The organism is Pedobacter hartonius (assembly GCF_900107535.1).
GTDB classification, from domain to species: Bacteria; Bacteroidota; Bacteroidia; order Sphingobacteriales; family Sphingobacteriaceae; genus Pedobacter; species Pedobacter hartonius.
In genome coordinates, this window is sequence record NZ_FNRA01000017.1 from 20,434 (window position 1) to 46,807 (window position 26,374).

Below are 26,374 nucleotides of genomic sequence, written 5' to 3' on the forward strand. Positions count from 1 at the left end.
ATCATGGACAGATATTTTACGGAAAACCGTAAACCGAACCTGATGTCTCTTATAAATTGAGAATATCATTTATATAGGTATAAAACTATTATCACTGCAGTACTTTAATTGTAGTAATCAATTGGATGAATAAATCGGAAATAGGTTTACGGTAACCCGTAAAAATTATGCAGATGTCACCTTATTTTATGCAGAAACAGTGTTAATAATGATTGAAGATTATAAAAAAGCGCCACTGGATCTCTATAAAGCAGTGAAAGCGTCTAACAGTTTCTTTGATCCTGAAGGTATACAGGAAATTACTGATACGCTGGCTTGGCACCACATTGCAAAGCAGTAGTCGGAAAACGAAAGACAGGCCACGATTACATGACAAGGGATCAATTCCCCTGAGGAGTAGTCTATATAATGCAACGGTTAACGGCAAAGTCAACGAACAGTTTATCTGCGGGTCCATGTTCCAGCTTCATTCCGAGGCGTCTTGCAATTAGCTGCTGACGCAAATGAAAACAGAACTGAGAATAGCCATAGCCATCCGGTTATACTGCTATATATTCTTCCCAGAGTAGCTTTTTGGTACCCCCAACATGCTTTAATTCCTTTGAAAGTACTCCAGGTTATTGCTCAAATGCTCAAACCGAGGGTCTTTATAGACGGGGTCCCCGGCAGAGAATTTACTTTCCAGCGTTGGATTTTCAAGATCCAGCAGCTCTGATAAACACTTTACAGCGAAAGCCTGATCTGGTGATCTGTGATGAACAGGGTTATATCTCATTTGATAAACCAGGTGCGGAAATGCTCTTTAACCACATCTCCCTAAGAACGGCCATTAAGTCTACCATTATTACATCTAATAAATCTTTTGATAAATGGCATGAAATCTTCAGTATGGACACGATATTGACAGCGGAATTGCTGGATAGGCTTACCCATAAATCTTTCATGGTAAACATGAATGGGAAATCCTATCGGATGAAAGAGACAAAAAGCATGATGGGAAGCAAAATTGCTGAAAAACCGATGGGGATAACAGCGAATATCTAAAGAAAAGTAACTACAAAGTTGAGCAGTGATGCGCTGCTAGTATTGAACTAAAATCTTACATTTGAGCCTCGCTAACGGGTACACTTTTCAACCGGAATCCTGGTACATAATTCAACTGGTATAAACACCTACTAGTGAGAAAGCATTTGAAAAAGTTACACCTGATTAATAAAATTTGTTTCTACTGTAGTATATCGCCCATAATTCGGATCAGTATATAAGTTGCTTATAAATTTTATATGGTCTTGTAAGGCTTGATTTATTAGTAATATTTAAATAAAAATATATTTTATTTCCTTATTAGTTACATTTGCAATAGAAAAGAAATAGTTGGCTATAAAAAGCAAAACCCGATAGCTTGAATTGCTTCAGGGGCTACCGGGAATAATGTAGTACAAATATATAAACAAATAATTGATCTTGCAAATACGAACAATTAATGAGGTATATTGATTTTGAAAATATAATGTCTCCCAATCGAATGGGCAGATATCTTGCTGCATGTGGCGGCGATAGCAGAAATGCGATGACCCTTTACCGTAAAAACTTAAAACTTTCACAGGAACTATTTACCATAGTCAGCTGTTTGGAAATTGCATTGCGGAACAAAATAGATGGTCTATATTTAAATCAGAAAGGTGGAGACTGGCTGCTAAATGCCTCTTCTGCAGGCGGAATGTTTGATACCCAAAGCAGCAGGCATACCAAAAATATTATTGCCCGCTCCATGACTGAGCTAGGCCAATCCTACACTCATGACAAACTGGTAGCAAGAATGGATTTTGGCTTCTGGAGATACTTGTATGCCCAACCCCAATTTTATGCAGGAGGACAAGTTTTATTAAAGGTTTTTCCTTCTAAACCCCGAAGCACTCCATTTATTCAGTATAACCACACCTACGTATTCAATGAACTTGAAAAAATAAATGGGCTTCGAAACAGATTAGCGCATCATGAGCCAATCTGTTTCGCGAATGGCCAACAAGTTAAGAGCACTTTATATGCAAGACACCAGTATCGATTGATATTAGAATTATTTCAGTGGATGAATATAGATGAAGCAGCATTACTTTATGGGCTAGACCATATTGTATCCCATTGTAATGATATTGACGCCATGTAATATGATCAACTAATACGAAAGCTTACGGATAGCCGTATGTAAGATTAAAAAAGGCCTGATGGATTCAGGCCTGGATTACTTATTTTTATTAAGGGCTCGACTCCATGTTCTTCCATGTAAAGCTCAATCTTGTCAACTTCGCTAGTGGGTACCAAGTCCAAAATTGAGGATTCCTTCACGGCCCGCCATAGTTTATGATTTTCTATAAAATCTTTATGTGGTTCGTCGCCAATCAAAAAGAAATGGCCGTTTTTCCCAGTCGGGGTTTCTTTGATTCTATCTATTAAATATAAATGGGCACTAATTTGCTGTTGAATGATGTGAGGTCTCTGACCATTAAAATCCTTGACTTCTCCAGTAACCTGAACTTCATTCTTACCTATAAACCATACTTTTGCCGGAACAACAAGGCCTGGAATTTTAGAATTATCAATTTCTGCATCAAAATTGACTCTGCCTGCCAGTGAACTTGTTAATTGTTTTTTTACTCTATCAATAGGTTTGAGCTGTGGTTCATCAAGACTAGGCAATTGGTAAATAAATTTCTCGAAAAGTTTATCAAAAATATTTTGATTGAGATCAAGATCAATCCTTTTTGGTGTTGAATATGTTATTAGATTGTTTGCGTAAGTTGCTAAATAATTGAAATAATGCTCTTTTAAAGTTGATGTGCCCTTATAAGTTTCCAAAATATCACCTTTAGATTCTTGAGAAAGTTTTTGTAACGCCTTTAAGCTAATCTTGATCATACTGAATGCACTTTCGGAAAACAACCCTTTGATCACTGATAATTTATGAGCAGAAAACTCAAATTTGCATGTGCTTTCATTCCCAACAAAAAGGCCAATACTTACCCGCTCGCCAACATTTGGACGGATTGTGCAGTATAATATTGAGTAGAATGTTTTCATTTTTGAACTATTAACGAATAAATTTATGAATAAGTTGTGAAAATGAAAAAATTGTGTCATTTAACCATTGTTCATTTTCGATAACGGCTGACTTAACATTGTCTAATAAAACCGATTTGTCACTACACCATTCATCAGGTATATATTTATTATATTGGAAAGAGCTTCACTATATTTTAGACCAAATGCTGGCTTTTCGAAATTTGCAATCTGAATAAGTCCACCCAAGATCTTGCTTGGTATGTGTTCCTCCCTGATTTTTATTAAAGCCCCGGGAAGAAACGGTAAATCCCAGCTTTGCAACCATTGATGAGCAATAACCTCTTGTATTAACTTATTCTTGTAATCATATTTACAAACGTAATCTTCAACGTCACTGCCAAGTACCACCACAGGCCTGCTACCCCCGGTTTCTATAACGCGTGAAATCTCAGTGATCGATTGTAGTAATGGCAACATCATATTTGAATTAAGTATCAATTTGTTATATCTACATTGTTTTAGAGGTATTGATCTCGCAATATAATGTTTTATAATAACTAAATTGTTGTTCTTCTAAGTTATGTAAAATTAACATACAATGATATTAAACAATAGTACAAATCAGAATTATCAACACTATATTTAAAATCAATTATCTTGATGATTAGCTTTTTTCACCACAAAACATGGATTTTATTCCTGGTAATGCTGTCCTAAGAATTATTCCTCTTTCACTACAAAAAACCAACTTGACACATAAGCAGTAAAAGTACCAAATAGTCCCACTCCTGCAGTCATTAAGATCGCTGCAATAATCCTACCTTCTGTAGTCACTGGAAATTTATCACCATAGCCAACAGTAGTTATGGTTACATATGCCCACCATATGGCGTCTTCTGCAGATTTTATGTTACTATTAGGATCTTTCTCCACTTGGAGGATGGCAATCGAAGAAAATATAATTAGTAGTACTGCAAGAATGGTCACTGAAGTGAAAGCACCCTTTGCTCTGTTCCTAAACACGTGTTTGACAAACATCTGTGTAGAGCGGAACGCACGAATCAGGCGTAATAATCTGATTAACCTCAAAATCCTCCCTGCTCGCAAATAGCTTACTGCAGGTACGCTGGAAATTAAGTCGATCCACCCCCACCTCAAAAAAGCCAATTTATTTTGGGCTTTATAGAAACGAACGCAAAATTCTGCGAAGAAAAACACACAAATAGTATTGTCTATGTATGTCAGTAAAATTGATGTCTCTTTTGGGAGAATAAAAACGGTATCTACCAGGATCGCGAGCAAAACATAGATAGATAATACAAGTACAACTAGATTGAGTAAGCCGAGTTGATTTTCATTATTGAAATTTTTAGGCATAATTGAGGTATGTAGATGAAGATTTTCGTGGTAATTTATTATTCAAAAAACCTGGACCAAAAACTTTTCTTCTTCAATTCAGAGACGACTTCATTATTGCTGAATGGAGGAGGAACAAACTCCGTGGGTATATCTTTAACGGTTGATTCTTCAGCTTGTAATGAGTCAATTTGTGCCTCTTTATTTATGTTAGCTAACGGTTTACCGGATTTCAAATTATCAAGAAACACTTCCAATGCGTAATTATCGGACAGATTAACTTCTCTTGCTCTGCTTCCATCGAATGGCCCTACTACTCCCGCTGCTTCCAATTGCTCGATAATTCGCCCCGCACGGTTATATCCCAATTTTAGCTTTCTTTGTATAAGAGAAGTGGAGCCTTGCTGATGCATAACTATCAATCTTGCGGCGTCCTCGAACATCGAATCACGATCATCAGGATCAAAATCTGCTTGTGGCACACTTTCCACTCTATTTTGCGGCAACAGGAATGCTTCTGGATATCCCCGTTGATTTCCGATAAATTCATTTACTCTTTCTACCTCTGTTGTATCCACGAAAGCACCCTGTAAATGAACGATTTCAGTACCATTAGACATTAACATATCACCATATCCATTTAATGATTCAGCACCAATACTATCCAATATTGTACGTGAATCAATAGCAGATGTAACCCGAAATGCCAATCTTGCGGTGAAATTAGCTTTGATTGTGCCAGTGATAATATTTACAGAAGGTCGCTGAGTGGAGATGATTAAATGAATGCCTGCCGCTCTTCCCAACTGTGCCAGGCGGCTAATCACTAATTCTATGTCATTATTGTCCATCAACAATTCTGCAAATTCATCAATTACTACTACAATAAATGGCAGGAAACGGTGGTGATCATTAGGATTTAATTTGCGATCTATAAACTTTTGATTGTATTCTGCAATTTGACGTACACCAGCGTGATTAAACAGATCATAACGATGATCTGTTTCTATAACCAAACCATTTAGGGTATTGATCGCTTCCAATTTATCACTAACAATGGCTTCTGTATTACCTGGGAGTTTGGCTAGAAAGTGATGTTCAATTTTACGGAACAGCCCTAATTCTAAACTATTCGTATCAATTAGAACAAACTTCAATTGGGAAGGATGCTTTTTATAAAGAAGTGATAATAGGATTGCATTCAAACAAACAGATTTACCCTGGCCGGTTGCGCCTGCGATTAAAAGATGGGGCAACTTGCTTAGATCAGCAACAAAGACATCATTGACCATATTCTTACCCAAAGCAATAGGTAAATCAAAATCACACTTTTGGAATTTTTCAGTAGCCAGTAATGAACGCATCGAAACAAGAGCGCGGTTCAGATGTGGAACTTCAACACCCATACATCCCCTGCCAGGTATAGGGCCGACAATATTAATTTCTGCAGCCAAAATAAGTGCAAGATCGTCCTTAAGACTTTTAATCTTTGAAACTCTAACACCTGGTGCAGGAATAAATTCGTATAAGGTAAGGGATGGCCCTACTATAGCTCTTATTTTGTCAATCTCAATCTGGCTATAGCTGAAGGTCTCTACTATTTTATTCTTGTTGATCTCAAGTGTTTCAGCATCGATAGCGATGCTGTCAATGTAGGTTTCAAGCAGATCAATGTTTGGATAATTATAACTTGCAAGATCAAGTCTGGGATCATAATTATCGAATTGTTCTTCTCGTCTTTGCAGCGAACCTGAATTGATGTTGTCCATACCTGTTAGCTTTTAATTGGTTTCAGATTCAACATTAACGCCATTTTTCCGGGGATAGTCAAATACCAGAGAAGTAATAACTGGCAGAATGAAAACTGCTACAGTGAAAATAGACACGAACAAATCGGTCTGCTCACCTTCAATAATATTGGACAGTACCGATTCCGGATAAAAATGAGTGAATAAGGAAGATGTCAGTTTCAGACCTAGTACACCTATCACAATAAAAGCAACAGTTTCAAGGAAGGTGAATTTCTCCATTAACTTTACAAATGCTTGTGCAACAAATCGCATAGCAAGGATTCCAATGAATACTCCAATGTAAATCAGCCAGATGTGATCCGTAAATGCTACTGCAGCAAACACATTATCGATAGAGAAGGCGAGATCCATTACCTCAACTAATGCAACAGTGGCCCAGAATGTACCGACCAGACCAACAGTGGATTTATATATCCAATTTTTACTTTTATCTACCTCTTCTTCTTCCCCCTCTACTTTAGCGTTCTTTTTCATGAAATAATCAAATGCCAGATATAATAGATATAATCCCCCTAATGGTTTTAACCACCATATTTTAACTAACCATGCTGCGAGAAAAAGACATATTCCGCGAAATACATATGCTCCGATAATTCCATATTTTAGAGCTTTGTCTCTTTCATCTTTAGGCAAGTCCATTACCATGGTTGCTAGTACTGCAGCGTTATCCACCGAAAGCAGGCTCTCGATGACAACTAAGTTTAAGACTACAAGTAGCCCGGCCTGAATGTCATCACCCAAAATAGTGTGTAAAATGTCCATTATATGATTGCTTTTATATTTGTTTAGATGTGAGTTACTTTGCAATTATATTTTTCTTATACCAGCCTTTATTGCTGAGAGAAGAAAAACAATAACAAAAGCAATAATTATCGGAGCAAAAACTTCAAACCAACCCACGCTTCCGATAAAAATTTTAATGATGAAAAGTACTGCGCTAAATAGTATTGCTAACGAAACTATGACCTGTTTAAATCCCATCTTTTTAGCAGCAGCTTTTCTTGTTCTTCTCTTTGCCATTAAACGAATTATTGAAAAGTTATTTCTATTCTTCGGTTCTTCTTTCTGCCGGCATTTGTAGCATTGGATGCAATTGGATTTTCAATACCTTTACCTATAGCAGATATTCTACTTCCAGCGATTTCCTTCTTAACTAACAAATCCTTAAATGCATCTGCCCTACCTTGGGATACTATTTGGTTTACCTGCAATGATCCATCACTACTTGCATATCCAAGAACGTTGATCGCCGCATCAGGATTTTTTGTTAAATAGGAAACTATTCTTTTTACAAGTGACTGATCCATTTGGCTAATTGCAGATGATCCTTCAGCAAAGCTTGCAACAGTCTTATTATTTAAACTTGCAGCTTCATTGCTGACATTCTTCTCAGCATCGCGTTGTGTTATTATGGGAGTAGTTTGGCTGCCAGTGTCACTTTCCACGGCTGATGGTTGTGCAGTTCTGACCGTAGCGGGAACTACCTTACTACTTGAACCAGTAGGAACCTCTGCGACCAAATTATTTTCGACTTTGGCTTTTTCATCCTTAGATAAATAAAACCAGATTCCGCCACCTATGATCAGAACTCCCAAAAGCACAAGTATCCATTTATTTGAACTTGGAGCAGGTGGCGAAGTTACCGGAGGTGCTGCATCACCTTTTGATAAATCAAATTTGGATGTAGACTGAGGTTTATTGGATGTCGCTTTATCAGCTCCATCATTCTTGTTTAAATCAAATGCCATAATTTCAATTAAGATTAGGTGTACATATCTACTAATGTTTGCAGGCTACCAGTATGCGCTCTGCCCATAGCTTCGAATTCCCAGCTATCTCCTACGCGGAATAATCGTCCAAATTCAACAGCATCTTCGTTGGTATATTGATCCTTAAGATCGTAGCGCAGCAATTCTTCGCCGGTGCTTTCATCAACAATCCGGATATAACAGTCATTCACTTTTCCAAAATCAAGATCTAGTGTTCTACGATCTTTTTTGTTATCATGAGGGTATTTACAGATCGTACAGCACACGATAATCTGCTCTATTTTGGAACTCACTTTGGTAAGGTCAATAAACATATCTTCATCATCATCGCCGTCACTTCTGGATCCATCAGGATCATCAATCGCACCAATGATAGCACCATCCTCAGTTAACGGTCTGAAAAGCCCTTTCTCTAGTTTATCCTCAATTTTGTTACCCATCCGGATCTGGCCATAAAAGGTGAAATAAGAATCAGATGGTATCTTAAAGTCGCTGCCAATTGAAAAGGCAGACACGTCCAGGTCAAACTCTGGCCCGCCGGACTCCTCATTAGGATCCCAACCCATTCCTATTTTTACTATCGTTAGTCCAGGTGCTGCCTTAGACAGGGAAAACCTATCCCCTTTACTTAAATTGAAACTGCCCATATTGATATGTTTATTGATATAATTCTACTAGTGTATTTAGACCTCCGGAAAACGCCTGGCCCAAAGCTTCTACATCCCAGGCACCACCATTCCTGGATATTGATGCAATGATCAGTGAATCCTCATTGGTGAAATTTTCCTGTAGTTTATACTGGCACAGGACGGAGTTATCAGCAGCATTCCTGATATTGATGTAGGAATTTTGCACATGCCCAAAGTTGTGGACTCTTTCTTCACATTGATCAATAGTGACTGCAAAATACAGGAACTCAACCTTAGGATTGATTTTAGAAAGTTCGATATTGATTACTTCATCATCTCCCTCGCCTTCACCACCTCTGCTATCTCCTGGATAGTGAGTAGATCCGTCCGGACTGGTAGCATTGTTATAAAAGATGAAGTATTCATCTTCCACAAGTTTGCCATCTGCACCAAGCATGAATAATGAAAGATCAAGATCAACAGAGTGTCCGTTTACTGTAGCTGGATCCCAGCCTAAACCAGCTATGATGTTATTTAAACCTGGTTTTTCCTTAATTATGGAAATTGGTTTTCTCTTTTCTAGTTGTATAGCCATTTGGTATGTAATTATTTTAATTCTATTTCGAGTTATGAACCCTTTTTGGGTGGCAATGGCGGTAGCTTGACCGGATTTACCTTCACCGGGTTTGGAGCCTTCATTTCAGGCAATTTTGGAATGATTACCTGTGCGGGCGCTACATGGCTACCCTTTTTCGGTGGTAATGGGGGTGGTACTTTCGGCGCAGGTAATGGGGGTCTTGCAGCAGCTATCGGCAAGACAGGTGGTGCTGTGGGTTCTTTTGGTTTCGCGGAATAATTGGAATAAGCAATCTCAGCAAAAATGGACTTCATTGTATCTGCGATATCAGAAGCCTGCACCTCTTTTACATACCTGTATTTCTTTAGCAGTTTGGTTGAGAAGTAAGAAGTACTGATTTCCTCTGTACCTAATAAAATAAATACGTTCTCTTCAAGTAGGCTTCCTGTCTTCAATAGCTCATCAATAGCACTGTAGATCAGATTGTCATTTGAGTAATACTGCAGCCTGTCACTAAGACTGCGCTCATTGACTCTAAACCAATATTTATTACCATCGGAAAGTTCAGCATCACCTTTGATAATAGGTACAATATTTTCCAACAGGCTTGCACAAAACGGCAGCAGAACAGCAATTTCTAAATCCTTGTCTATAGACAGATATGAATTTTGGAGAATAATATATTCCACAATCATATCGGCCAGAATTTTAACCCTGGGATCCGCTCCCTGGCCCTCTAGCCGTTGTGTCCCAATTGGATCGGCACTGATATTTTTATACAGCTTTAGATAAAGAACATCATCAATTCCGCTTAAAAGTAGAACTGCTTTGTCTTTAGGTATTATACCCCTTTCAGACAATACCTGGAAGAGAGTTCTATTATAAAATACCCTATCCAGATTAAAGTATCCGGCTTCCTTAAATAGATGTTCGATCAATGACTTCTCATTGTCTTCAATATCTGTATCGAAAAGAAATCGAAGTGGAAAATTCTGCCGGTAAGATTCAATTGAATCTGTTTTGTACAATACGGTATTTAGAAAATACGACAGGTATTGTTCTATTCCATAATAAAACAATTGCTTAACCGGTTTCTTATTGCCATAAATACTGAAGTGCTTACTTGGATCTTTAATGATTTCAAAATACCTACCATAAGCATGAGGATCATGCCGGTTAAAACGATCCCTTGCTGCACTACCAAAAATAAAGTCGTTCCCGTTCACATAGAAGTATAAAGGAATTTCATTGGATTCCTTTATACTTAAGGGTGCATATGCATTGTTGTCTGATTGGTACCAGAAGGAGACAGAACGCTTGGATATTTTTGTTAATACACAGAATTTCATCGTTCTTATTGTTTTTGAATTCCTTTAAGGAGATGTTTTTCGAAAAATTTCATTCCTTCCAGGATGATGATAGGCGCCACATAGTCGAACTCCTTTTGATCGTCATGCTTCCGCTTTTGCGCCTTGATAAATCCAGGTTCGCCCTTAATGTAATTTTCGATATTCATATCCTGAAAGCCTGCCATGAAATCCGCGGCGTTCATTTTTAAGCCAAACATGGTAGAGGACACTTTATAGAATAAGTCCGCGAAATCCATAAACCTGGGACAGTGTGGTTTCCCATCCGGAGGCAAGCAGATAAAATGATTTCCGATATGCTCTAACATCTCCGGAGTTATAGAATTGGTGGATTCCAGATATTTAAACTCACCTGCAGGGGTTACAACGCAGAAGTTATCTTCTCCTAATATTTCTATTGCCTGCTTATTGGTCGGAACCAAAATGCTTGTGATATTTGTTGGAATAGCTAAACCTTTTGATACTTCGTACTTGACGTCCGCATTATTGGATCCACGCTGTGAGTTGATATCAATGATTTTTAGCGGGTTTGTACTTATAGGATTAATTGTTTGCTTTGCAATAGCCTCTCCGCCTATCCCCCTGATGAACATCTGAGTATAGTAATCATCCGCAGCAGCCGGATTTACAGCACTAAACCAATCAAATATTCTAGAGCCTTTGCCAGCAAATGCAATCTTAATTTTTGGTTGAATCGCTTTAACCGCAGCTGGTGCATCTTCTGATTTTACAATTTCATTTCTTAATTTGTAGGCGAGCTGCCCAGCATAGAACATGATTAAACCAGTAACATATAGGTTAATACTCATCATCTCTTTGCATTCGGCGGCTATCAAAAGATAAAAGGTTTCAAAATCCGAGGCCCCCAGTCGATCTACAACCTGTTCAAAATAATAAGGAGCAGTATTTTCAGAAAACTTGTTTGCGCCCATATTTAATCCCTGAATAGAGATATTTTTCTTTTCGCACATTCTTAAGAGCACGTTTTTGAAGTTGGGAGAAAACTTGGTAGCCTGAGCAATTCTTTCCGCAGCAAAACGGATAGAGTTCTGTTTAATCATTGCTTTGCCACCATCCATCTGGCATAAGGCTGTGATATCTGTTGTACTACCACCAATATCAAAGCAAAGGACTAACTCTCCGGGATTAATTGAATACCCTCCATTTGGCCTGACTAAGTAATTGGCAACAGCACACGCCTCTGAAAGAGATTCTTCATTACTCAATTTTTTGAAATCAAAACGCACAGGTCCGGTTTCTGTAGCAATATTTATTGCCACGGCAGGTTTGCTGGAATTATCACCCCATCCCCCTGCGGCAGCGGGCAATTTGGTCTCATTTCCCCAGCCGCTGCCAGTTGATTCCGATCCCCAGCCTGATGCAGATGTTACCGGTTGTAATGTTGAGCTACCCCATCCTGAATCTGCTACTGGCTCGCCCCAACTGCTGCTTCCCGTCGTATCACCCAGGTCCGAAAGATCGGAAGGTGGATATGTTTTTAATGTCACGTTACTGACAATTGGCGAGATACCCTTGAGTGAGTCCCATATTGCGCGGTATTCACTAAGCAATTCTTTTCCCATTGAAGATGGGTATGACCATTTCAAAGTATGGGGCTCATGCCCTTCGATAAATAACTGTGCGTATACATGCAGCAGTAAAGAGCTTAAATAGGCTGTTTTATAACTTTTATCAATGGGCTGGGTAGACCATTTCATGTTATAGATCAATTCAGCCTTTCCAATTCTATTGTATCCTAAAATGTATTTATTATCCTCAGCATTCTCAATCGGGAGATTCTTTTCAAAACAGGGGAACCCCCCTTTAACAGCCTGTGCCATCAAGGACTCACTTAAGATATTGCTGTCATTTACAACTCTTCTGGAATCATGAATAGTTAGTACTGATTTGATCGCATTGGTTAAGATTTCATCATTCTGAAAGAAGAAAATCTCATCTTCTACTGCAGGCCGGATATCATTGTTTTTCGCATCTGTAGATAACAGTGAGACCCTTTTATTTGTCAATTTTAAACTTTCGCAAACCTCATTCTTATGATCAGAGAAATATGCGATTGAAGAATTTGTACTTCCGAAGTCAACCCCTAAAAATGCAGGAGAGAGTGCTTTAGGAGAGTTGAGCATATTGACAGGCAGAGACTGTGTATTTCCGGACCCATCATATCGTATGATTCCAAAGCCGCAATCTAAACCTGCGTGAGCAAACTTTACGCCCTTAAAAGGCTTGTTGCTCTCGTAAATCTCATATTTATATTTATTATCGGCGACTGCATTATTTGAAGTTATATGCAACTGAGCCATTATGCTTCCATACTTATCTGGGATAATGGCTGCCTTGCCGTTGTTAGCGAGATACAAGGGCACGCCGTTTTCATCATGTACGATCCTAAAAAAATCATCATCGACGTTGCCTATAAAGGGAGTCGCTTGAAACTTAGCATCATTATGAGGGATTTCGGAATATAAGAAATACCGGTTCCATTGTTTAGAAATAAAGTTAGGCCACATTAAAATGTCCTTCCCAACGATTGAATCAGGAGTGACTTTGTAGATTACCTCTTTAATGATTTCACTACCAGACTCCGTATAGAGTTTAAGATTAACGGTTAAGCGTTCACCATCTTTATCATTTGGATCGTAGATTGCCGAAATTCTTGATTTCACATTTGAAGCATCAGTGATGCCTACCAGGGCATCTAATGTTGCACCAAAGACATTAAGTGCGAGTGGTGTTAAAGGAAGTGTGAAGTAAGCAAAACTGTTAGGTTGTCCCTTTGTCTCTGCGGCTAAGAGTAAGATTGGCTTGGATTTCAGATAGCCTCTGGTTTCCACTCCTTCTCTGCCAAAATCTATTTGTGCGATTTCCGTTGTATCAGGAAGTAAAAGATCTTTGGGATCGAAAATAATTCTTCCCTCTTTGGGATCGCTATATATAATTCCCTCCGATCCAAACAATTCCGTAGAAAAGTTGAATAGTATGCTGAATGGATAATTGAAAAGAGATCCAACTTCCGGAGGTGTCTGCTGATCAAGTTTTGGATACCCCTTCTTTTGCTGATACACGACCATATCATCAATCCATCCCCGAACACAAGCCGATAAGTTACCATATTCTGGCCTGATTAATTCTTCAAGACCACTGTAATTTGCTCTGAACTTTTCAATGTTATGCAAGATATGCCTGGCATAACCATAGATAGTAAATAGCTCCTGGGCATTTAATTCTGATTGCAATGGATCTATAAACTTGCCATTCTGCACGTTAACAAATGGCAGCTTATCCTTTACGCTGTATGCAACGGAAGTAAACAAAAAGCTGTCTGGCGAAGTTCCACCTACAACGTTTCCCTTAAAAGATATGACGTCAATAAAGGGAACTTTATCCGCATTGTTTGCTAAGGATTGGTCGCACCATAATGGCTGACGCTCGAATAACATATTTCCAAATGCCCCTACAGGTTCATAGATATTTGCCGTATTGATGACCTGCTGACCATCAGTATACGTTAAATGAATTCTACTTACTTCGATATCCTTGTAATTTAAAGCGATGCAGCTTATAAATCCTTTCCACTCGCTGAGAAGGGACTTATAAAAAAGCATTAGTCCTGCCGCTTCGGCATCTTTATCAAGGATATTGTCCAATGCACTTTTAAATAGGTTAGCTCTGGCAAATACAGAAGGGATACCAGAAACAATAGTGCCGATGTTTACTGAGGAATTTCCCTCTTTGTCGACAGCAATCTCTGGTATTAAAATATTCTTTGTGAAAACCTCTAATTGAGGGATCTTATCCCAGGCAAATTCAACACCATTTGGTTCAGTTTTAGGATGAACCTTTATCGCCAGTGCTTTTATTCTTTTATCTGACATATCCCTTTAGTTTAGATCGAAGTTTTGTGAAATGGTAAGTGAATTGAAAATATGAGCGAGAAATTTCTCTTTGGTAGTATTTACCTTTTGCTCATCTTTTGGATTTGTATTGATCAGCTTTTCAACGAAGGTGTCGTATCTGTTACTAAAAATGCCTCCTTTCGACCAATGGTGTTTCTCATCCAGGAAGAGAGTGCCAACGTCTAATTTATTGAGTTCAGCCTGATTGTCTGGGAATGCTTTACTGTCAAACAGAAATTTACCCGGTGCTACAGAGTTCCTGACTTGGTAAAGCCAGCCAGGTACGAACTTCGCATCTTTGAAAGCATAGGCAAATAGTTTGAAATATTCGTTGATATCTTTACATTCTGCATCAGTAATTGTACTGTATTGAAGCAGTTTTTGATTCTCACATTGCTTGATAAATCCCTTGATTCCGGAATTATCTGCAGCGCCTCCATTTTTTGTTAACGATATGTGCGCTAGAGAAAAGAATGCACCAAGTTTATTGACAAAAATCTCACCTGCTTTTTTATCCTTTCCAATAAAATCATCAAAAGAGAAGTTGAAGGAATTGTCTTTAAACTCTACTGCCTTATATAAATATTCAGCCTTAGCACTATCAAATCCGTTATTTCTGGTGAAAAAGTCGTACGCTGCACATGCACAAAGAAGTTCTGTAATATGGCATGGATTCTTTTGCTCACTGCCACCCGTTATTGTCTGGTTGGAGGCATTGTTATCATCGATCTTTTTACTTTCAATTGGCCATCCGATATGATATAATAACTTGTAACACTTTTGAACAGTTGGATCACTTTGATAAAATTGGAGTGCAGCCTGACTGTTTAGCGGAAAGAACGAAGAATCAGCAATAACGCTGTTAGCTTTGCTAGCTTTTTGTTTGTCATCTGGCTTGCTAAAGGTGAAGTACTCCGTCAATAAAGTAGAACCGAACTTGGCTTTAGAGAAATCTATACTGGCGTTTCCATTAGATCTGATCTTCACAAAATCCTGAAGAGCCTTTGGAATTACTGGAATCGATGATGCACCTGTGCCCCCAAATACGGATCCAAAAATGAATACTCTTGCATTGGCGCCCGCCTTTTCTAACCTACCCATAAATTCATCCAGCTCGCGCTCCTGAGATTGTACGGCAGAGCCCTTGACAATATTCCTTGCAGCTTCTACAATACCATGATACATGAGCATAGAACCTAAATGAGTTTGAGCGCGGTAACCATGATCAAGCGCAAACTCTTGTACGGAACTCGTATCAAGAAACAGATCAGAAATCAGTTTATTAGCTTTTTGTTGTTCCGGAGTACCCGTAGAAATTTTGGATATATTTTTATAGTTCTCTCTTCCCGGACCAGAATAATTAGTCCAGAATCTGTGAAGATTCAGCTTTGCAGAGAAGAAGGTATTCGCATTTGGTGTTCCTCCGTTCACAGAGTTTCCTGATGTTTTAATTCGATTGTATAATCCTATGAGTTCTTCAACCCTTCCTTTATTACCGTTATTCTGATCAGTATCCAAGGTTAATACTTCTATCTCCTGGTTATCAAACATTCCGATACCACACAAATGGGTAAAAGATTCTAAACAGCGCATTCCGGTACCGCCGATGGCGATGACAAATAATTTATCCATTAAAGTACTTTTAGGGAGTTAAAACCAATGACCAATTTTACCGTTTGCGAATACTTTGCTGAGTATAAAGCCTAGTAGAATGTATAAGACAAATCCAATAGCAGTGCCCATGCTCAATGCACTGATGTAGTTGTTTACAACCATGATATTAGCATCTGGCTTGAATACAAAATACCCCAGCAGGAAAGCTACAGCAGGATTTAAGATTGCCAGTATCCAAAACCACGTTTTACGTAATTGAGGATCTTTGGGATTGCTACCTCCCTCAAACTTTATAGCATTTGCAATAAGTGCAGAAATCAATACAAATATTAGTGCTGTAATGAGTGTGATAATGTAAGCTGATGTGGATTCCATTTTTATTCTGTTCTTTTGAGGTTAATGTTATTTTTTATTTATTGTTGTGTTTTGATGTAGTAAGAGTATACTACTTTGTTTGAGGGCTTAAGCTCCTGCAAAGTGTTTTTGATTGACTCATATAAGGCAATGTTTGGAACATGCTTGGCATTTATCCATTGGAACTTGGAAAGCTTAGGGCCATTCACATTAGGTTCAGCAGTGTTTAGAAGGATGTCAACCTTCAACAAGCCTTCTGAATTGTGAATATTCTTGAGATTAAACATAGGATCAAAGGCTACTCCGAATTCTACGTTTTTATGGTCAGTGCTCTTGGTATTGTTAAACAAATTTTTATTGAGGGTAAACACTTCGTTGACAGCTTCAGCAGGCTTCTGCTGATAGATCCACTGGTCTTTTAATTTTCCTTTGGTATCATAACATGCCAATGCAATAGGATCAGTTTCATTATCTGCAAATTTATCCTCACCATCTGATCCTTTTACTAGCTTAGGCTTGTGAGCTTTGGCCTCAGCAGATTTAGCAAATTGTTCGAAGTCCTCTGTGATATCGGAAACCTTGACACCAAAATCAGTGTACGAATAACTGTCATCATTACTAAGATCAGCATAAAGTTTTCTAAAAAAGTCATTAAACTGACTCTGATTTTTATATGTTGTGTGAAGCTCATCGATCGTTTTCCAATCTACACCCAGAGGGTAGAATTCGTAATATTTACCGCTTTTAAGTCCATTGACGTAAGATTCTTTCAGATCCAGCACATTTTTGGCCTTTTCGGATTTCCCACTCGCATCATAAAATATTCCCCCAGACTTCTCACTTCCATAATCAGTATGTAGTTTGTAGGATTTATCAGATAAATCAAATCTTGAGGTAAATGGAGAAAGTTTAGGCGCAAGTTTGCTGATCATACTTGATTCGTTTATTCTTCTCGAGTTGAAAACAGTGAAATAAAGATGTTTATCAACTGTGCCTTCTTTGTAATCGGCGATAAAGAAATGTATACTGTTACCTTTCTCAAGCCATTTGGAGAATGGGATCTTCAAAAAGGCCGTATTGGTTACTTCACTACTTTTCTGCCACTCCTCAAAGTCCGTAATTAACAAAGCATCGCTATTTCCATCAACAATTTTTTCAACTGCAGATTGAATAGGTGCCCAAATATCAACATACTGAGCAGGATCACTTACTTGTTGGCCTAACTCAGTTGTATTAGAAACATTTAAAGGCGAGATGGCATTCGAACCTAATTTATAAACATCGAAGTTTTCTGCCAACACGGTATTGAAGCAATTCGTCATCATTCCTCTTATAGCAGGATCCGCGAAAGCTTTATATATCCCAGATGAAAAATCTATATATATTGCTGGATTTCCACTTTTTGTCTTGGTGGTATCGTGCGTAATCGCGTTATTGTACGCCTTAACGCGCCCAGATAACTCCTGGTCATAAGGATTGAATTTCCCGAACGGATCTTGATTTCCACCGACACTACCATCACAAGAAGTTAATAGCACTAACAAACCGAATACATATGCCAGCCTGGAAACAACGGGCTTACCTTTTTTCATAATTTATATTTTTTAAATTGTATTAGATTGCTTATTTAACTTTAGTCGCCTCCAGTTTCAATACTGCTTCAGCCAAAAGACCAGCATATTTGTACAGATCATCTAAAGACTGGATCTCGTACTTAATCTCTTTCTTCGCATCGTCTAGAATTACCAGATACTTTTTTGAATTCAGATATAATCGACAAATGGTCTTACGGTTATTGTCATCCAAAAGGATAGCGAAATATGAAAGAGCATCTCTGTAGGTAATCCTTTTAGGATCTGTAGATTCCCTGAGAATTGATTTCACGATAAAAAAACCTTCAATCTCTTCTTCGGTAGTTATGATTCCTGATGCCGGTTCCGCGATAATTTCTTCTTCAATTTTAGCTGCTTCTGCAACATCTTTAGCCTTCTCCTGATTAAGCGCAGACTTCAACCTTTCATTAATTGCATCACTGATGAGCTGATTAAAGGATCGCTTGATAATTGGTGCAAATTGCTCTTTAACCTTCGCCGTTATAACCTTTGGATAGATCTGCTTGGTAAAAAAAGTAATAAAACTGTCTGAGGGTTCTGCAATCTCCTGGTGCAATAATGTCTTCAGTTCGTTTAGATATTTTAACTCGCTGGCAGTATTTGTGATATTCTCAACGTCGAAATAAGACTTATGGAATTTCTTAAGCTCTGCTAATTCAGCTTCCTTAATTTCTGTAAGTTTAAATTCAAAGAATGGAGTGCTATCCATCTTATTCTTTTCTACCAAGTCAGTATAAAAACGATATACCAATCCATTTGTTAGTAACCCAAACTTTGCCTTCGTGGTATGGAAGTACCGGAACAGTTGTGAATTGTGAGGATCAAGGTTTTCGAGGTGATGTTTGCATTCGATTAGAATAGTTGGCTCACCGTCCTTCATTATAGCGTAGTCAACCTTCTCCCCTTTTTTAATACCCAGGTCTGCAATAAATTCGGGGTTCACTTCAAATGGGTTGAAAACATCATATCCCATAATCTGAATAAAGGGCATCACCAATGCATTCTTAGTAGCTTCTTCGGTTTGTATCTGCGGAAGCATCTTCTCTACCCGGGATGCTAATTGCGCTATTTGATCTTTAAAATCCATACTGACTTAATTAATGAATTGATTTTGTTTCAGGAGGCTTGTTGCCATGCCTGCGGGCTCTGTTCTCCCACACACATAAAGACATTCCCTTTTGTTGAGCGCTGAGCTCATCGCTTTTTAAAAGCTTATACTGACAATTACTTAGTCCTCTGCATGTTGATAAATAATGATACTTATTGGTATGTTTATTATTACAGATATATACAGCTCTAGGACCATTGGAGGCGATCGTATTGATGATGATATATCCTGAGAGCAGCAGTGGTTTCATATAATCAAAAGTATAGAGCTGACACAAACATTTTTTACGGGAACCCGTAAACCAGTTTAATGTTATCAAACGATTATTGTATAGAAATTTAACGGAATCAATACATCCTAATGCTCACATGGTAGCAGTCTAGAGATTGCACTAATTGACCGGATCTTTGAAATTTCAAAATATAAGAACAATCAATATTATCTAATTATCAATTAATACTGACTTGAGTACGTTCGATAAATATAAAGAAGCGGTAGCCATTGCCCACACTAAAAAAAGAACTGAAGGAAGATTACCGGCTAACTTGCGCGACCATACGGCGGCAAATCTGAAGAAGGAATGTATCGTTGCATTTATGGATAGATTCAATCTAAAGGATACTGAAACATTTACTGCGCTCTTTGGAAAATCGGAAAATAAGGAAGAGTACTTTGCAAGATTAAGATTATCAGATCCTGATATTTTTAGACCCTTGAATAACTATTTAAAAGGTAATACGGATGATACCAGAAACCAAAATATTGAGCTGCTAGCTTGGCTGATAGATTTTGAACCAAGACCGTTTACCAATTTTATAGGACAGAAGGGTAAGAAAAAGAAAATCGGCGTCGATTTCTTGAATCAAAAAATTGCTATTTTAACGCTTACACTCTTATTCCTTGTTAGCATTATTTATAACGTCTTTAAACCGAGAGGAATGTACTGGGATGGAAAAGAATATAAAACCTATTCCTTATATGATAATGTCGAGGGCATTATAATTCTTCCTCTAGATACTTTCAAGCTTGCTCATCAAAAAAAGATAACGAATGTAACACGGATTACCCGTAACGGTATTGGAATAATACAATACTCGAAAATTAACAAAGTGCTGACCTTTTATACTGCCAGGGGTAATAATCCAGATGACACCTCTCGAACTTTATCACCAATGTCCGAGTATATCTATGAAAAGTATGTTGTGCCAAAGAAACAAAAAAAGCCTGCACAGCCATAAGATCAATGGCAAGCCTATCCCCCACCGCTTCGTATTAAATGACCGTGAGATTTTCGCTTTTGCGGGGCTATGGAGCCAGTGGAAACATAAAATAACAAATGAGGTATACAGATCATTCACGATCATGACTACAGTAGCAAATGACACGGTCGGAAAAGTACATGACCCAAAATTCAGAATGCCTGTGATCCTGGATAAAAGTGAGGAAGCACTATGGCTAAGTAAAGGCATCAGTGCGCCTGATCTGATCAGTCTTTGCAACCCCTATCCCGATGATCTGATGAACAGCTTTCAGGTTTCATTGTCTGTGAATTCAACGGTGATTAATAAAGCGCATAATAATCACCCGGATTTGGTGTTACCATTGAACAGTTATTAAGGAACAGGATATCAGACTACAAAATATGTGGTATCAACAGCTGAGGCCTTTCACTCCAACACACACTCAAAAATACCAAGCGCCTTGAACTATTAAGCTGATCATATTAAAAATAATCAGAGCCAATATAGGAGTTCACCTCTACCATTTTATATTGATCTGGCTTTATGTATTCAACAATATAAATCTTGCTGAACGGGAATCTCTTCTTGTCTGTGGTATCATAGCCAAAGCAGGGTATATTCTTCACTTTATCAATAGTTGTAACCATGGTTTTAACAAACTTCTCATCTTTATATTCAAATGTAGATTCATCAATAGGACAAAATGCATAACGCCGGATGTGGTCTTTGTCCTGCTTGATATGAAGATACCAATAGATCGTATAAACATCAGTTTTTACAGCATTTCGTGTTACCTTACTCATAGATTTGCCATCGTCATCCTGAAAGTATAAATATATCACCTTCGCTATTTTTTGTTGGCTGTAGCATGATGCAAAAGGCAATGTTCCTAAAAACATTAAAACCGTCAGCCATTTTAGTAATAAAAAATTTGGGTTACTATAAAACATCATTACAATCTGATTTACTTCGGTTTAATAACAGGGCATTTATTTTGTTCTCAATATCAGACTTTTCAGCCTGCGTTTTTAAATTATATTCATCAGTTTCCGATAAACCCTTCCAGGCTAAGACCTGATAATTGGAAATATCCGATCTGTTCTGATCATAAAATCTCAAAGTCTCTGCCATAATATCAATATAATGCTGAGCCATGTAGGCATGAGAATATCCGGCAGTGTATCCCTGCTCCTGATACAATTTAAAAAGAGACGGAAAATTAAGATTATTCAATTTACCAGGGCCATGGATGGTTAATAAAGGCATTTAAGCGTGCGTCTGGAAAGTTTGAAGCCCAATCAACCGCATACAAAGATGCGTCGTGTTCCTGCATGAAAGGAACATAAAAAGCTTTTTCAATTCAAACTAAAAGATCTACTATCTTCTAGCCTAACCGCCCTATTATGAGGCAAAATGTGCTTTTCTGACGTACTGAAGCAATTTACGAACTATTTTTGAAACCTAAAAATTTTGCTCCGTTACGTATTTGCTACGATTTTTTCCGGGAAATTTAAATAGCATCTACGTTAGTGTAGCAAGACTGACAGCTATAGGAATGGCTTTGGAAAACTGGAGAGTTCCGGATATAGACGGTAACAGAATATATCACTATAGTCCAGTATACAGTAGATATTCATTTCCATCCTATAAAAAGATGCATAATATTTTTCCAAACATATTATGCATACAGCCCTCGTATACTTAAATTATACGATTCGAACCTATCCCCTGCATTAACATAACCACAGATTGTAGTACACTTGGCGCTGGTCCCCAAAATCATGACGTTCCTGTATTTTTTCTTTTTTAATATATTCTCTTTGCGTTCATTTGTAGAAGGTCCTTTAGCGCGCAGATGAAATTCAGAAAAAAAACAACCTTGTCCCTGTATTGGAAGTGTCAGCTCATCGGCTGGTCACTTGCATCTTTATATTGGAGCATTTTAGGGGCACTCGGAGGACAGTTTAAAATCGGCATCGGTCTTGTTCAGTTTTTCAGCGATGTAGCGCTTTATAATTTTATCACCCATCTTTACCGGATTTTTGCATTGAAAAACCATTGGCAGGATTTAAATCTAACAGATTTATTTAAGCGGATTATTCCCGCAATTGTGATTATGGCGATTCTGTATACACTGGTAACGACCATTAAAGTGTACGGCATCAGGGTTGTATTTTCGATAGGTACCTTTCCGGATATGAAGACCCTGATGGGCCCGACAGGAATCGGTATTTTTGTAGCAGGTATTCGCCTGATGGCGATCTGGATGCTCGCCTTTCACCTGTATTATTATGCCAGGCGTGAAATTCGAATTGCCCGCGAAAACACCCTTTTAAAACTCACTGCAAAACAGGCCCAACTTAGCCAGCTTACTGCGCAGCTCAACCCACATTTTCTCTTCAATTCCCTCAATACCATTAAATCCCTGATAAGCATTTCTCCAAAGCTTGCCCGCCGGGCTGTAGACTTGCTGAGTGAACTGCTGGGCAGTAGCCTCTATGAGCAATCGGGGGGTTTTTGGGGGCTGGATCGGGAACTGGACCTGGTAAGGGATTATCTGGAACTTGAGACCCTGAGGATGCAGGAAAGATTAACCTTTGAAATCGAAGTAAGTCCGATTACCCTGCCCCTCTTGATTCCGCGCCTTTGTCTTCAAACTTTGGTCGAAAATGCAGTGAAACATGGCATTTCGCAACTGAAACAGGGCGGGAAAATTTCCATTTTAATTAGTTACCGGGGAAACTTGCTGGAAATAAAGGTTGAAAACCCCGTTCCGCTGCAGCAAAAAGAAAGTGCATCCAAACTTGGCTTAGAGAACCTGCGGGAGCGTCTGAAAGCAGCTTATAATGAAAAAGCATCATTTGAAATAAATATAAATCCCGGCGCATATGCGCAGGCAACGCTGAAACTACCCTTATATGAATAAGATCAGAACCTTAATTGTTGATGATGAAAAACCCGCCAGGGACGAGCTTAGTGCGATGCTTAGGGCATTTGATCATATTGAGCTTATCGGACAGGCGGCAAACGCAGATCAAGCTGAGGAGATGATCCGAAGGTTAGACCCGCAATTAATTTTTCTTGATGTACAGATGCCGGAGCGCACGGGTTTTGATTTACTGGAATCCTTAGCGAGCGTTCCCTTAGTGATCTTCGTAACAGCGTATGATGCATATGCGCTAAAGGCTTTTGAAGTGAGCGCTGTGGATTATTTAATGAAACCAGTTCGGGAGGAGCGGCTGAGAAAAGCAATTGACTTGCTCACAGTACGAGCGGCTGAAGTTGAGGAAAGTCTTTTCGTCAAAGATTCCGGACGATACCACCTAATCAAACTCAGGGACATCCACCTAATCGAATCCATGGATAATTATGCCAGGATCTTTTTCAATAAACAGGTTGTACTGCATAAGACCTCACTCAACCAACTCGGGCAAAGACTGCCCGGCGATGTATTCTTCAGGACAAGCCGCTCCCAGATTATAAACAGAAACCATATAGATAAAATCGATAGCAACGAAAGTGGACTATTTTTAAAGCTCCTCTCGGGCGAGCTGGTATTTGTTTCCACCAGACAATCTGCGAAACTCAGGCAGCTGCTCTCAAAATAAATTCATATAACAGATAAAAAAATGAAACTAAAAATTATTGGTATAGGCTTTATATGCTTTTTTTACAGCTCGCGAACACATGCCCAAAATACTGCGGCTCAGGTAGACACCAGTGCTTACATCATCGACAAAAATGTGCTGATTACCTCAAAACAAGGCGTTACGCTTTCTGCTGTCGTAATCAGGAAGAAAAGCAATCCTGCAAAGCTTCCTGCCGCCTTATTATTTTTCATTTATACCAACTTAAAGAGGAGCCTTTCTGAGGCGATGGATGCGGCCGATCGAGGCTATGTAGGCGTTGTTGCCGATACCCGTGGTAAACGGCTTAGTCAAAATAAAATAGAACCTTATGAGCATGAAGCGCAGGATGTAAACACAGTAATTGACTGGATCATCCAACAGCCCTGGAGCGATGGAAGGGTCGGGATGTATGGCGGAAGTTATTCGGGTTTCGCTCAGTGGGCAGCGACAAAGCATTTGCACCCCGCACTAAAAACCATTGTTCCCTATGTGGCAGCTATACCGGGACTTGGGTTACCAATGGAAAATAATGTTTTCCAGACAGCAAATTACCAATGGGCTTTTTATGTTACAGGAAACCGGTTTACCGATGATGCGGTGAATGAAGACCGCCAGCGTTGGCAAAAGATGAGAACGCAATGGTGGTTTAGCGGAGCGGCGTATAACCGCATTGATAGCATAGACGGGAAGGCAAACCCATTTTTGCAGAAATGGCTAAGCCACCCTGATTATGATGGCTATTGGCAGGGGATGGTTCCGTATAAGAGTGACTTTTCTAAAATTAATATTCCCGTGCTCAGCATCACGGGTTATTATGACGACGGGCAAGTGTCGGCGATGGAATACTTCAAGGAACATTACCGCTACAATCCCCACGCACAGCATTATTTGATCATTGGCCCTTACGATCATTTTGGTGCGCAGAAGGGAGGAACTCCGCTCCTGCGTGGCTACAAGGTCGATCCGGTTTCACTAATCAATACTAGGGAGATTACCTTTGAGTGGCTCGATTACATCTTAAAAGACGGACCGAGGCCTGAGCTGATCCAAGACCGCGTAAATTACCAGACCATGGGCACAAACCGATGGAGGCATGCATTCTCACTTTCACTTATGGAAGATAGAGAGGTGAAGTTTTATCTGACCAATCCTGTTGGGAAAAATTTCTTACTTTCCAGAATAAAGCCCAAAAAGACCAGTTATAATGAGCAGGTGGTTGATTTAGCTGACAGGACGCACTATTACAATGACTATTACCCTGATCCGATTGTAAAAAAGAAGCTTGAACGTACCAACGGATTATTTTTCTTTAGCAAGCCCTTTGAGCAGGCGGTAACCGTCAGCGGAAACTTTGAGGGGCAACTCCAGGCCATCATCAACAAAAAAGACATGGATGTGGGATTGATTTTATATGAGCTCACTTCATCGGGAGCATATTTTCAGCTTTCTTACTACCTCGGTCGGGCAAGTTATGCGCAGGATATGAGTAAACGTAAACTGCTCATTCCAGGCAAGCTTGAGCAGATACCCTTTAGTCGTTCAAGGGTCTTTAGCAAAAAGCTGGCTAAGGGAAGTCGTTTGGTTGTAGCACTTAACATCAATAAAAACCCCTTTGCGGAAATTAACTATGGAAGCGGTATGGTAGTGAGCCATGAAAACATTCATGATGCAGGAGAACCCCTTAAGATTAAATGGTCAACAGGCAGCTATATAAAACTGGGCATCTCAAAAGAAAAATAAAATCTTTTGTGGGTTTACTGAAGATTGCATTAGAGGATACTAAATCAAAGAAGCCAAGCTTTTGGCAAATGATTGGCCTATAAGGGAGTTTGATAATCCATGACATCTAATTTACAGACAATTTTATTGTATAGGAATGCTTTAATCACTACTATTAGCGCCTTCCTAAATTATAGAATACCGACGGCAGATAAAATTGATATTCAGAGAGTCCATTACGGATACGTTTGACATCAATAGCCTCCGTATTACTTATAACTTTTTATTTTCAAAAACAGATCCTCGATCTGGGTATGTAATGACGAATTGTAAACAACTTGTCTTCGGCAGTTTATTAGATACTGTACGATGTTTTTACCTTTTAGAGAAGATAAACTTTTGTCCATTTTCCTCAAAGATCATCTCTTTCGTATTTGGTTTAAATTCAATCTTATTACCTTCCCATAAATTCTCAAATTTATTTTTCTCGACGGGTTCAATTGATAGTACAGATTCATGAGACTGTAAAGTGAACTGTGTCAACTCTAAAAAGTTAGAGTTAAAATAAGTAATTTAGTAATACTTAGGACGCGATGAAAAATAAAGAACCATT

23 protein-coding genes and 1 pseudogene are annotated in these 26,374 nt (G+C 38.7%); 8 read left to right on the forward strand and 16 right to left on the reverse strand.

Annotated features, from left to right (window positions below; all coding sequences use genetic code 11):
* Nucleotides 1-208: 208 nt before the first annotated feature.
* From BLW16_RS23915 to BLW16_RS21530, 3 genes are all read left to right on the forward strand, one after another.
* Entirely contained in the window at nt 209-340 is a 132-nt protein-coding gene (locus tag BLW16_RS23915) for a hypothetical protein (RefSeq protein WP_262497169.1), read from the forward strand.
* 347 nt (nt 341-687) lie between these two features.
* On the forward strand, nt 688-1,044 hold the full coding sequence (locus BLW16_RS21525; RefSeq protein WP_317039985.1) for an ATP-binding protein: 357 nt from the start codon (nt 688-690) through the stop codon (nt 1,042-1,044).
* Between the two features lie 439 nt (nt 1,045-1,483).
* The gene (locus tag BLW16_RS21530; protein ID WP_090559951.1) at nt 1,484-2,167 is read left to right on the forward strand and encodes an Abi family protein; all 684 of its coding nucleotides are present in this window, start codon (nt 1,484-1,486) and stop codon (nt 2,165-2,167) included.
* 44 nt (nt 2,168-2,211) lie between these two features.
* Here the strand turns inward: BLW16_RS21530 and BLW16_RS21535 are convergent, their stop codons facing one another.
* The 15 genes and pseudogenes from BLW16_RS21535 to BLW16_RS21605 all read right to left on the reverse strand — a co-directional run bounded on the left by BLW16_RS21535 (nt 2,212) and on the right by BLW16_RS21605 (nt 19,151).
* Nucleotides 2,212-3,078, reverse strand: a complete 867-nt coding sequence (locus BLW16_RS21535; RefSeq protein WP_090559952.1) for a hypothetical protein — start codon at nt 3,076-3,078, stop codon at nt 2,212-2,214.
* Between the two features lie 102 nt (nt 3,079-3,180).
* Nucleotides 3,181-3,540: a hypothetical protein gene (locus BLW16_RS21540; protein WP_090559953.1), complete on the reverse strand. Its 360-nt coding sequence runs from the start codon at nt 3,538-3,540 to the stop codon at nt 3,181-3,183.
* Nucleotides 3,541-3,780: 240 nt separating this feature from the next.
* Complete coding sequence (locus tag BLW16_RS21545) at nt 3,781-4,437, reverse strand: potassium channel family protein (RefSeq protein WP_090559954.1); 657 nt, start codon at nt 4,435-4,437, stop codon at nt 3,781-3,783.
* 209 nt (nt 4,438-4,646) lie between these two features.
* Nucleotides 4,647-6,146: pseudogene (locus tag BLW16_RS21550) on the reverse strand (DNA translocase FtsK); the annotation flags it as partial.
* 51 nt (nt 6,147-6,197) lie between these two features.
* Nucleotides 6,198-6,989 carry a TerC family protein gene (locus BLW16_RS21555; protein WP_090559956.1) on the reverse strand — a complete coding sequence of 264 codons (792 nt, stop codon included), beginning with the start codon at nt 6,987-6,989 and terminating at the stop codon, nt 6,198-6,200.
* 45 nt (nt 6,990-7,034) lie between these two features.
* Nucleotides 7,035-7,247 carry a hypothetical protein gene (locus BLW16_RS21560; protein WP_090559957.1) on the reverse strand — a complete coding sequence of 71 codons (213 nt, stop codon included), beginning with the start codon at nt 7,245-7,247 and terminating at the stop codon, nt 7,035-7,037.
* Between the two features lie 8 nt (nt 7,248-7,255).
* Nucleotides 7,256-7,975, reverse strand: coding sequence for an OmpA family protein (locus BLW16_RS21565; RefSeq protein WP_090559958.1), 720 nt, complete (start codon nt 7,973-7,975; stop codon nt 7,256-7,258).
* A 14-nt stretch (nt 7,976-7,989) separates the two neighbouring features.
* Complete coding sequence (locus BLW16_RS21570) at nt 7,990-8,643, reverse strand: TerD family protein (protein ID WP_090559959.1); 654 nt, start codon at nt 8,641-8,643, stop codon at nt 7,990-7,992.
* Between the two features lie 10 nt (nt 8,644-8,653).
* Complete coding sequence (locus tag BLW16_RS21575; protein WP_090559960.1) at nt 8,654-9,220, reverse strand: TerD family protein; 567 nt, start codon at nt 9,218-9,220, stop codon at nt 8,654-8,656.
* 32 nt (nt 9,221-9,252) lie between these two features.
* Nucleotides 9,253-10,551: a hypothetical protein gene (locus BLW16_RS21580; protein ID WP_090559961.1), complete on the reverse strand. Its 1,299-nt coding sequence runs from the start codon at nt 10,549-10,551 to the stop codon at nt 9,253-9,255.
* Between the two features lie 5 nt (nt 10,552-10,556).
* Nucleotides 10,557-14,462, reverse strand: a complete 3,906-nt coding sequence (locus BLW16_RS21585) for a hypothetical protein (protein ID WP_090559962.1) — start codon at nt 14,460-14,462, stop codon at nt 10,557-10,559.
* Between the two features lie 6 nt (nt 14,463-14,468).
* Entirely contained in the window at nt 14,469-16,115 is a 1,647-nt protein-coding gene (locus tag BLW16_RS21590; protein ID WP_090559963.1) for a hypothetical protein, read from the reverse strand.
* Between the two features lie 18 nt (nt 16,116-16,133).
* Nucleotides 16,134-16,472, reverse strand: a complete 339-nt coding sequence (locus tag BLW16_RS21595) for a hypothetical protein (protein ID WP_090559964.1) — start codon at nt 16,470-16,472, stop codon at nt 16,134-16,136.
* Nucleotides 16,473-16,510: 38 nt separating this feature from the next.
* Nucleotides 16,511-18,043 carry a hypothetical protein gene (locus BLW16_RS21600; protein ID WP_090559965.1) on the reverse strand — a complete coding sequence of 511 codons (1,533 nt, stop codon included), beginning with the start codon at nt 18,041-18,043 and terminating at the stop codon, nt 16,511-16,513.
* Nucleotides 18,044-18,074: 31 nt separating this feature from the next.
* Nucleotides 18,075-19,151 (reverse strand): type I restriction endonuclease, encoded by a 1,077-nt coding sequence (locus tag BLW16_RS21605; RefSeq protein ID WP_090559966.1) that lies wholly within the window; start codon nt 19,149-19,151, stop codon nt 18,075-18,077.
* A 485-nt stretch (nt 19,152-19,636) separates the two neighbouring features.
* Here BLW16_RS21605 and BLW16_RS21610 point away from each other — a divergent pair, with 485 nt between their 5' ends.
* Complete coding sequence (locus BLW16_RS21610; protein WP_090559967.1) at nt 19,637-20,410, forward strand: hypothetical protein; 774 nt, start codon at nt 19,637-19,639, stop codon at nt 20,408-20,410.
* Nucleotides 20,370-20,789: an SOS response-associated peptidase gene (locus tag BLW16_RS21615; RefSeq protein WP_175470679.1), complete on the forward strand. Its 420-nt coding sequence runs from the start codon at nt 20,370-20,372 to the stop codon at nt 20,787-20,789. Before BLW16_RS21610 ends, BLW16_RS21615 begins: the two co-directional genes overlap by 41 nt.
* 106 nt (nt 20,790-20,895) lie before the next feature.
* Here the strand turns inward: BLW16_RS21615 and BLW16_RS21620 are convergent, their stop codons facing one another.
* Nucleotides 20,896-21,255: a hypothetical protein gene (locus tag BLW16_RS21620; protein ID WP_139298379.1), complete on the reverse strand. Its 360-nt coding sequence runs from the start codon at nt 21,253-21,255 to the stop codon at nt 20,896-20,898.
* Nucleotides 21,256-22,268: 1,013 nt separating this feature from the next.
* Here BLW16_RS21620 and BLW16_RS21630 point away from each other — a divergent pair.
* The 3 genes from BLW16_RS21630 to BLW16_RS21640 are packed head-to-tail and all read left to right on the forward strand — an operon-like array spanning nt 22,269 to nt 25,782.
* A complete protein-coding gene (locus tag BLW16_RS21630; protein WP_090559971.1) occupies nt 22,269-23,339 on the forward strand; it encodes a sensor histidine kinase in 1,071 nt (356 codons plus the stop codon).
* A complete protein-coding gene (locus BLW16_RS21635; protein WP_217631619.1) occupies nt 23,332-24,021 on the forward strand; it encodes a LytR/AlgR family response regulator transcription factor in 690 nt (229 codons plus the stop codon). The genes BLW16_RS21630 and BLW16_RS21635 overlap by 8 nt, the downstream gene beginning before the upstream one ends.
* A 21-nt stretch (nt 24,022-24,042) precedes the next feature.
* Nucleotides 24,043-25,782, forward strand: a complete 1,740-nt coding sequence (locus tag BLW16_RS21640; protein ID WP_090559972.1) for a CocE/NonD family hydrolase — start codon at nt 24,043-24,045, stop codon at nt 25,780-25,782.
* Nucleotides 25,783-26,374 lie beyond the last annotated feature (592 nt).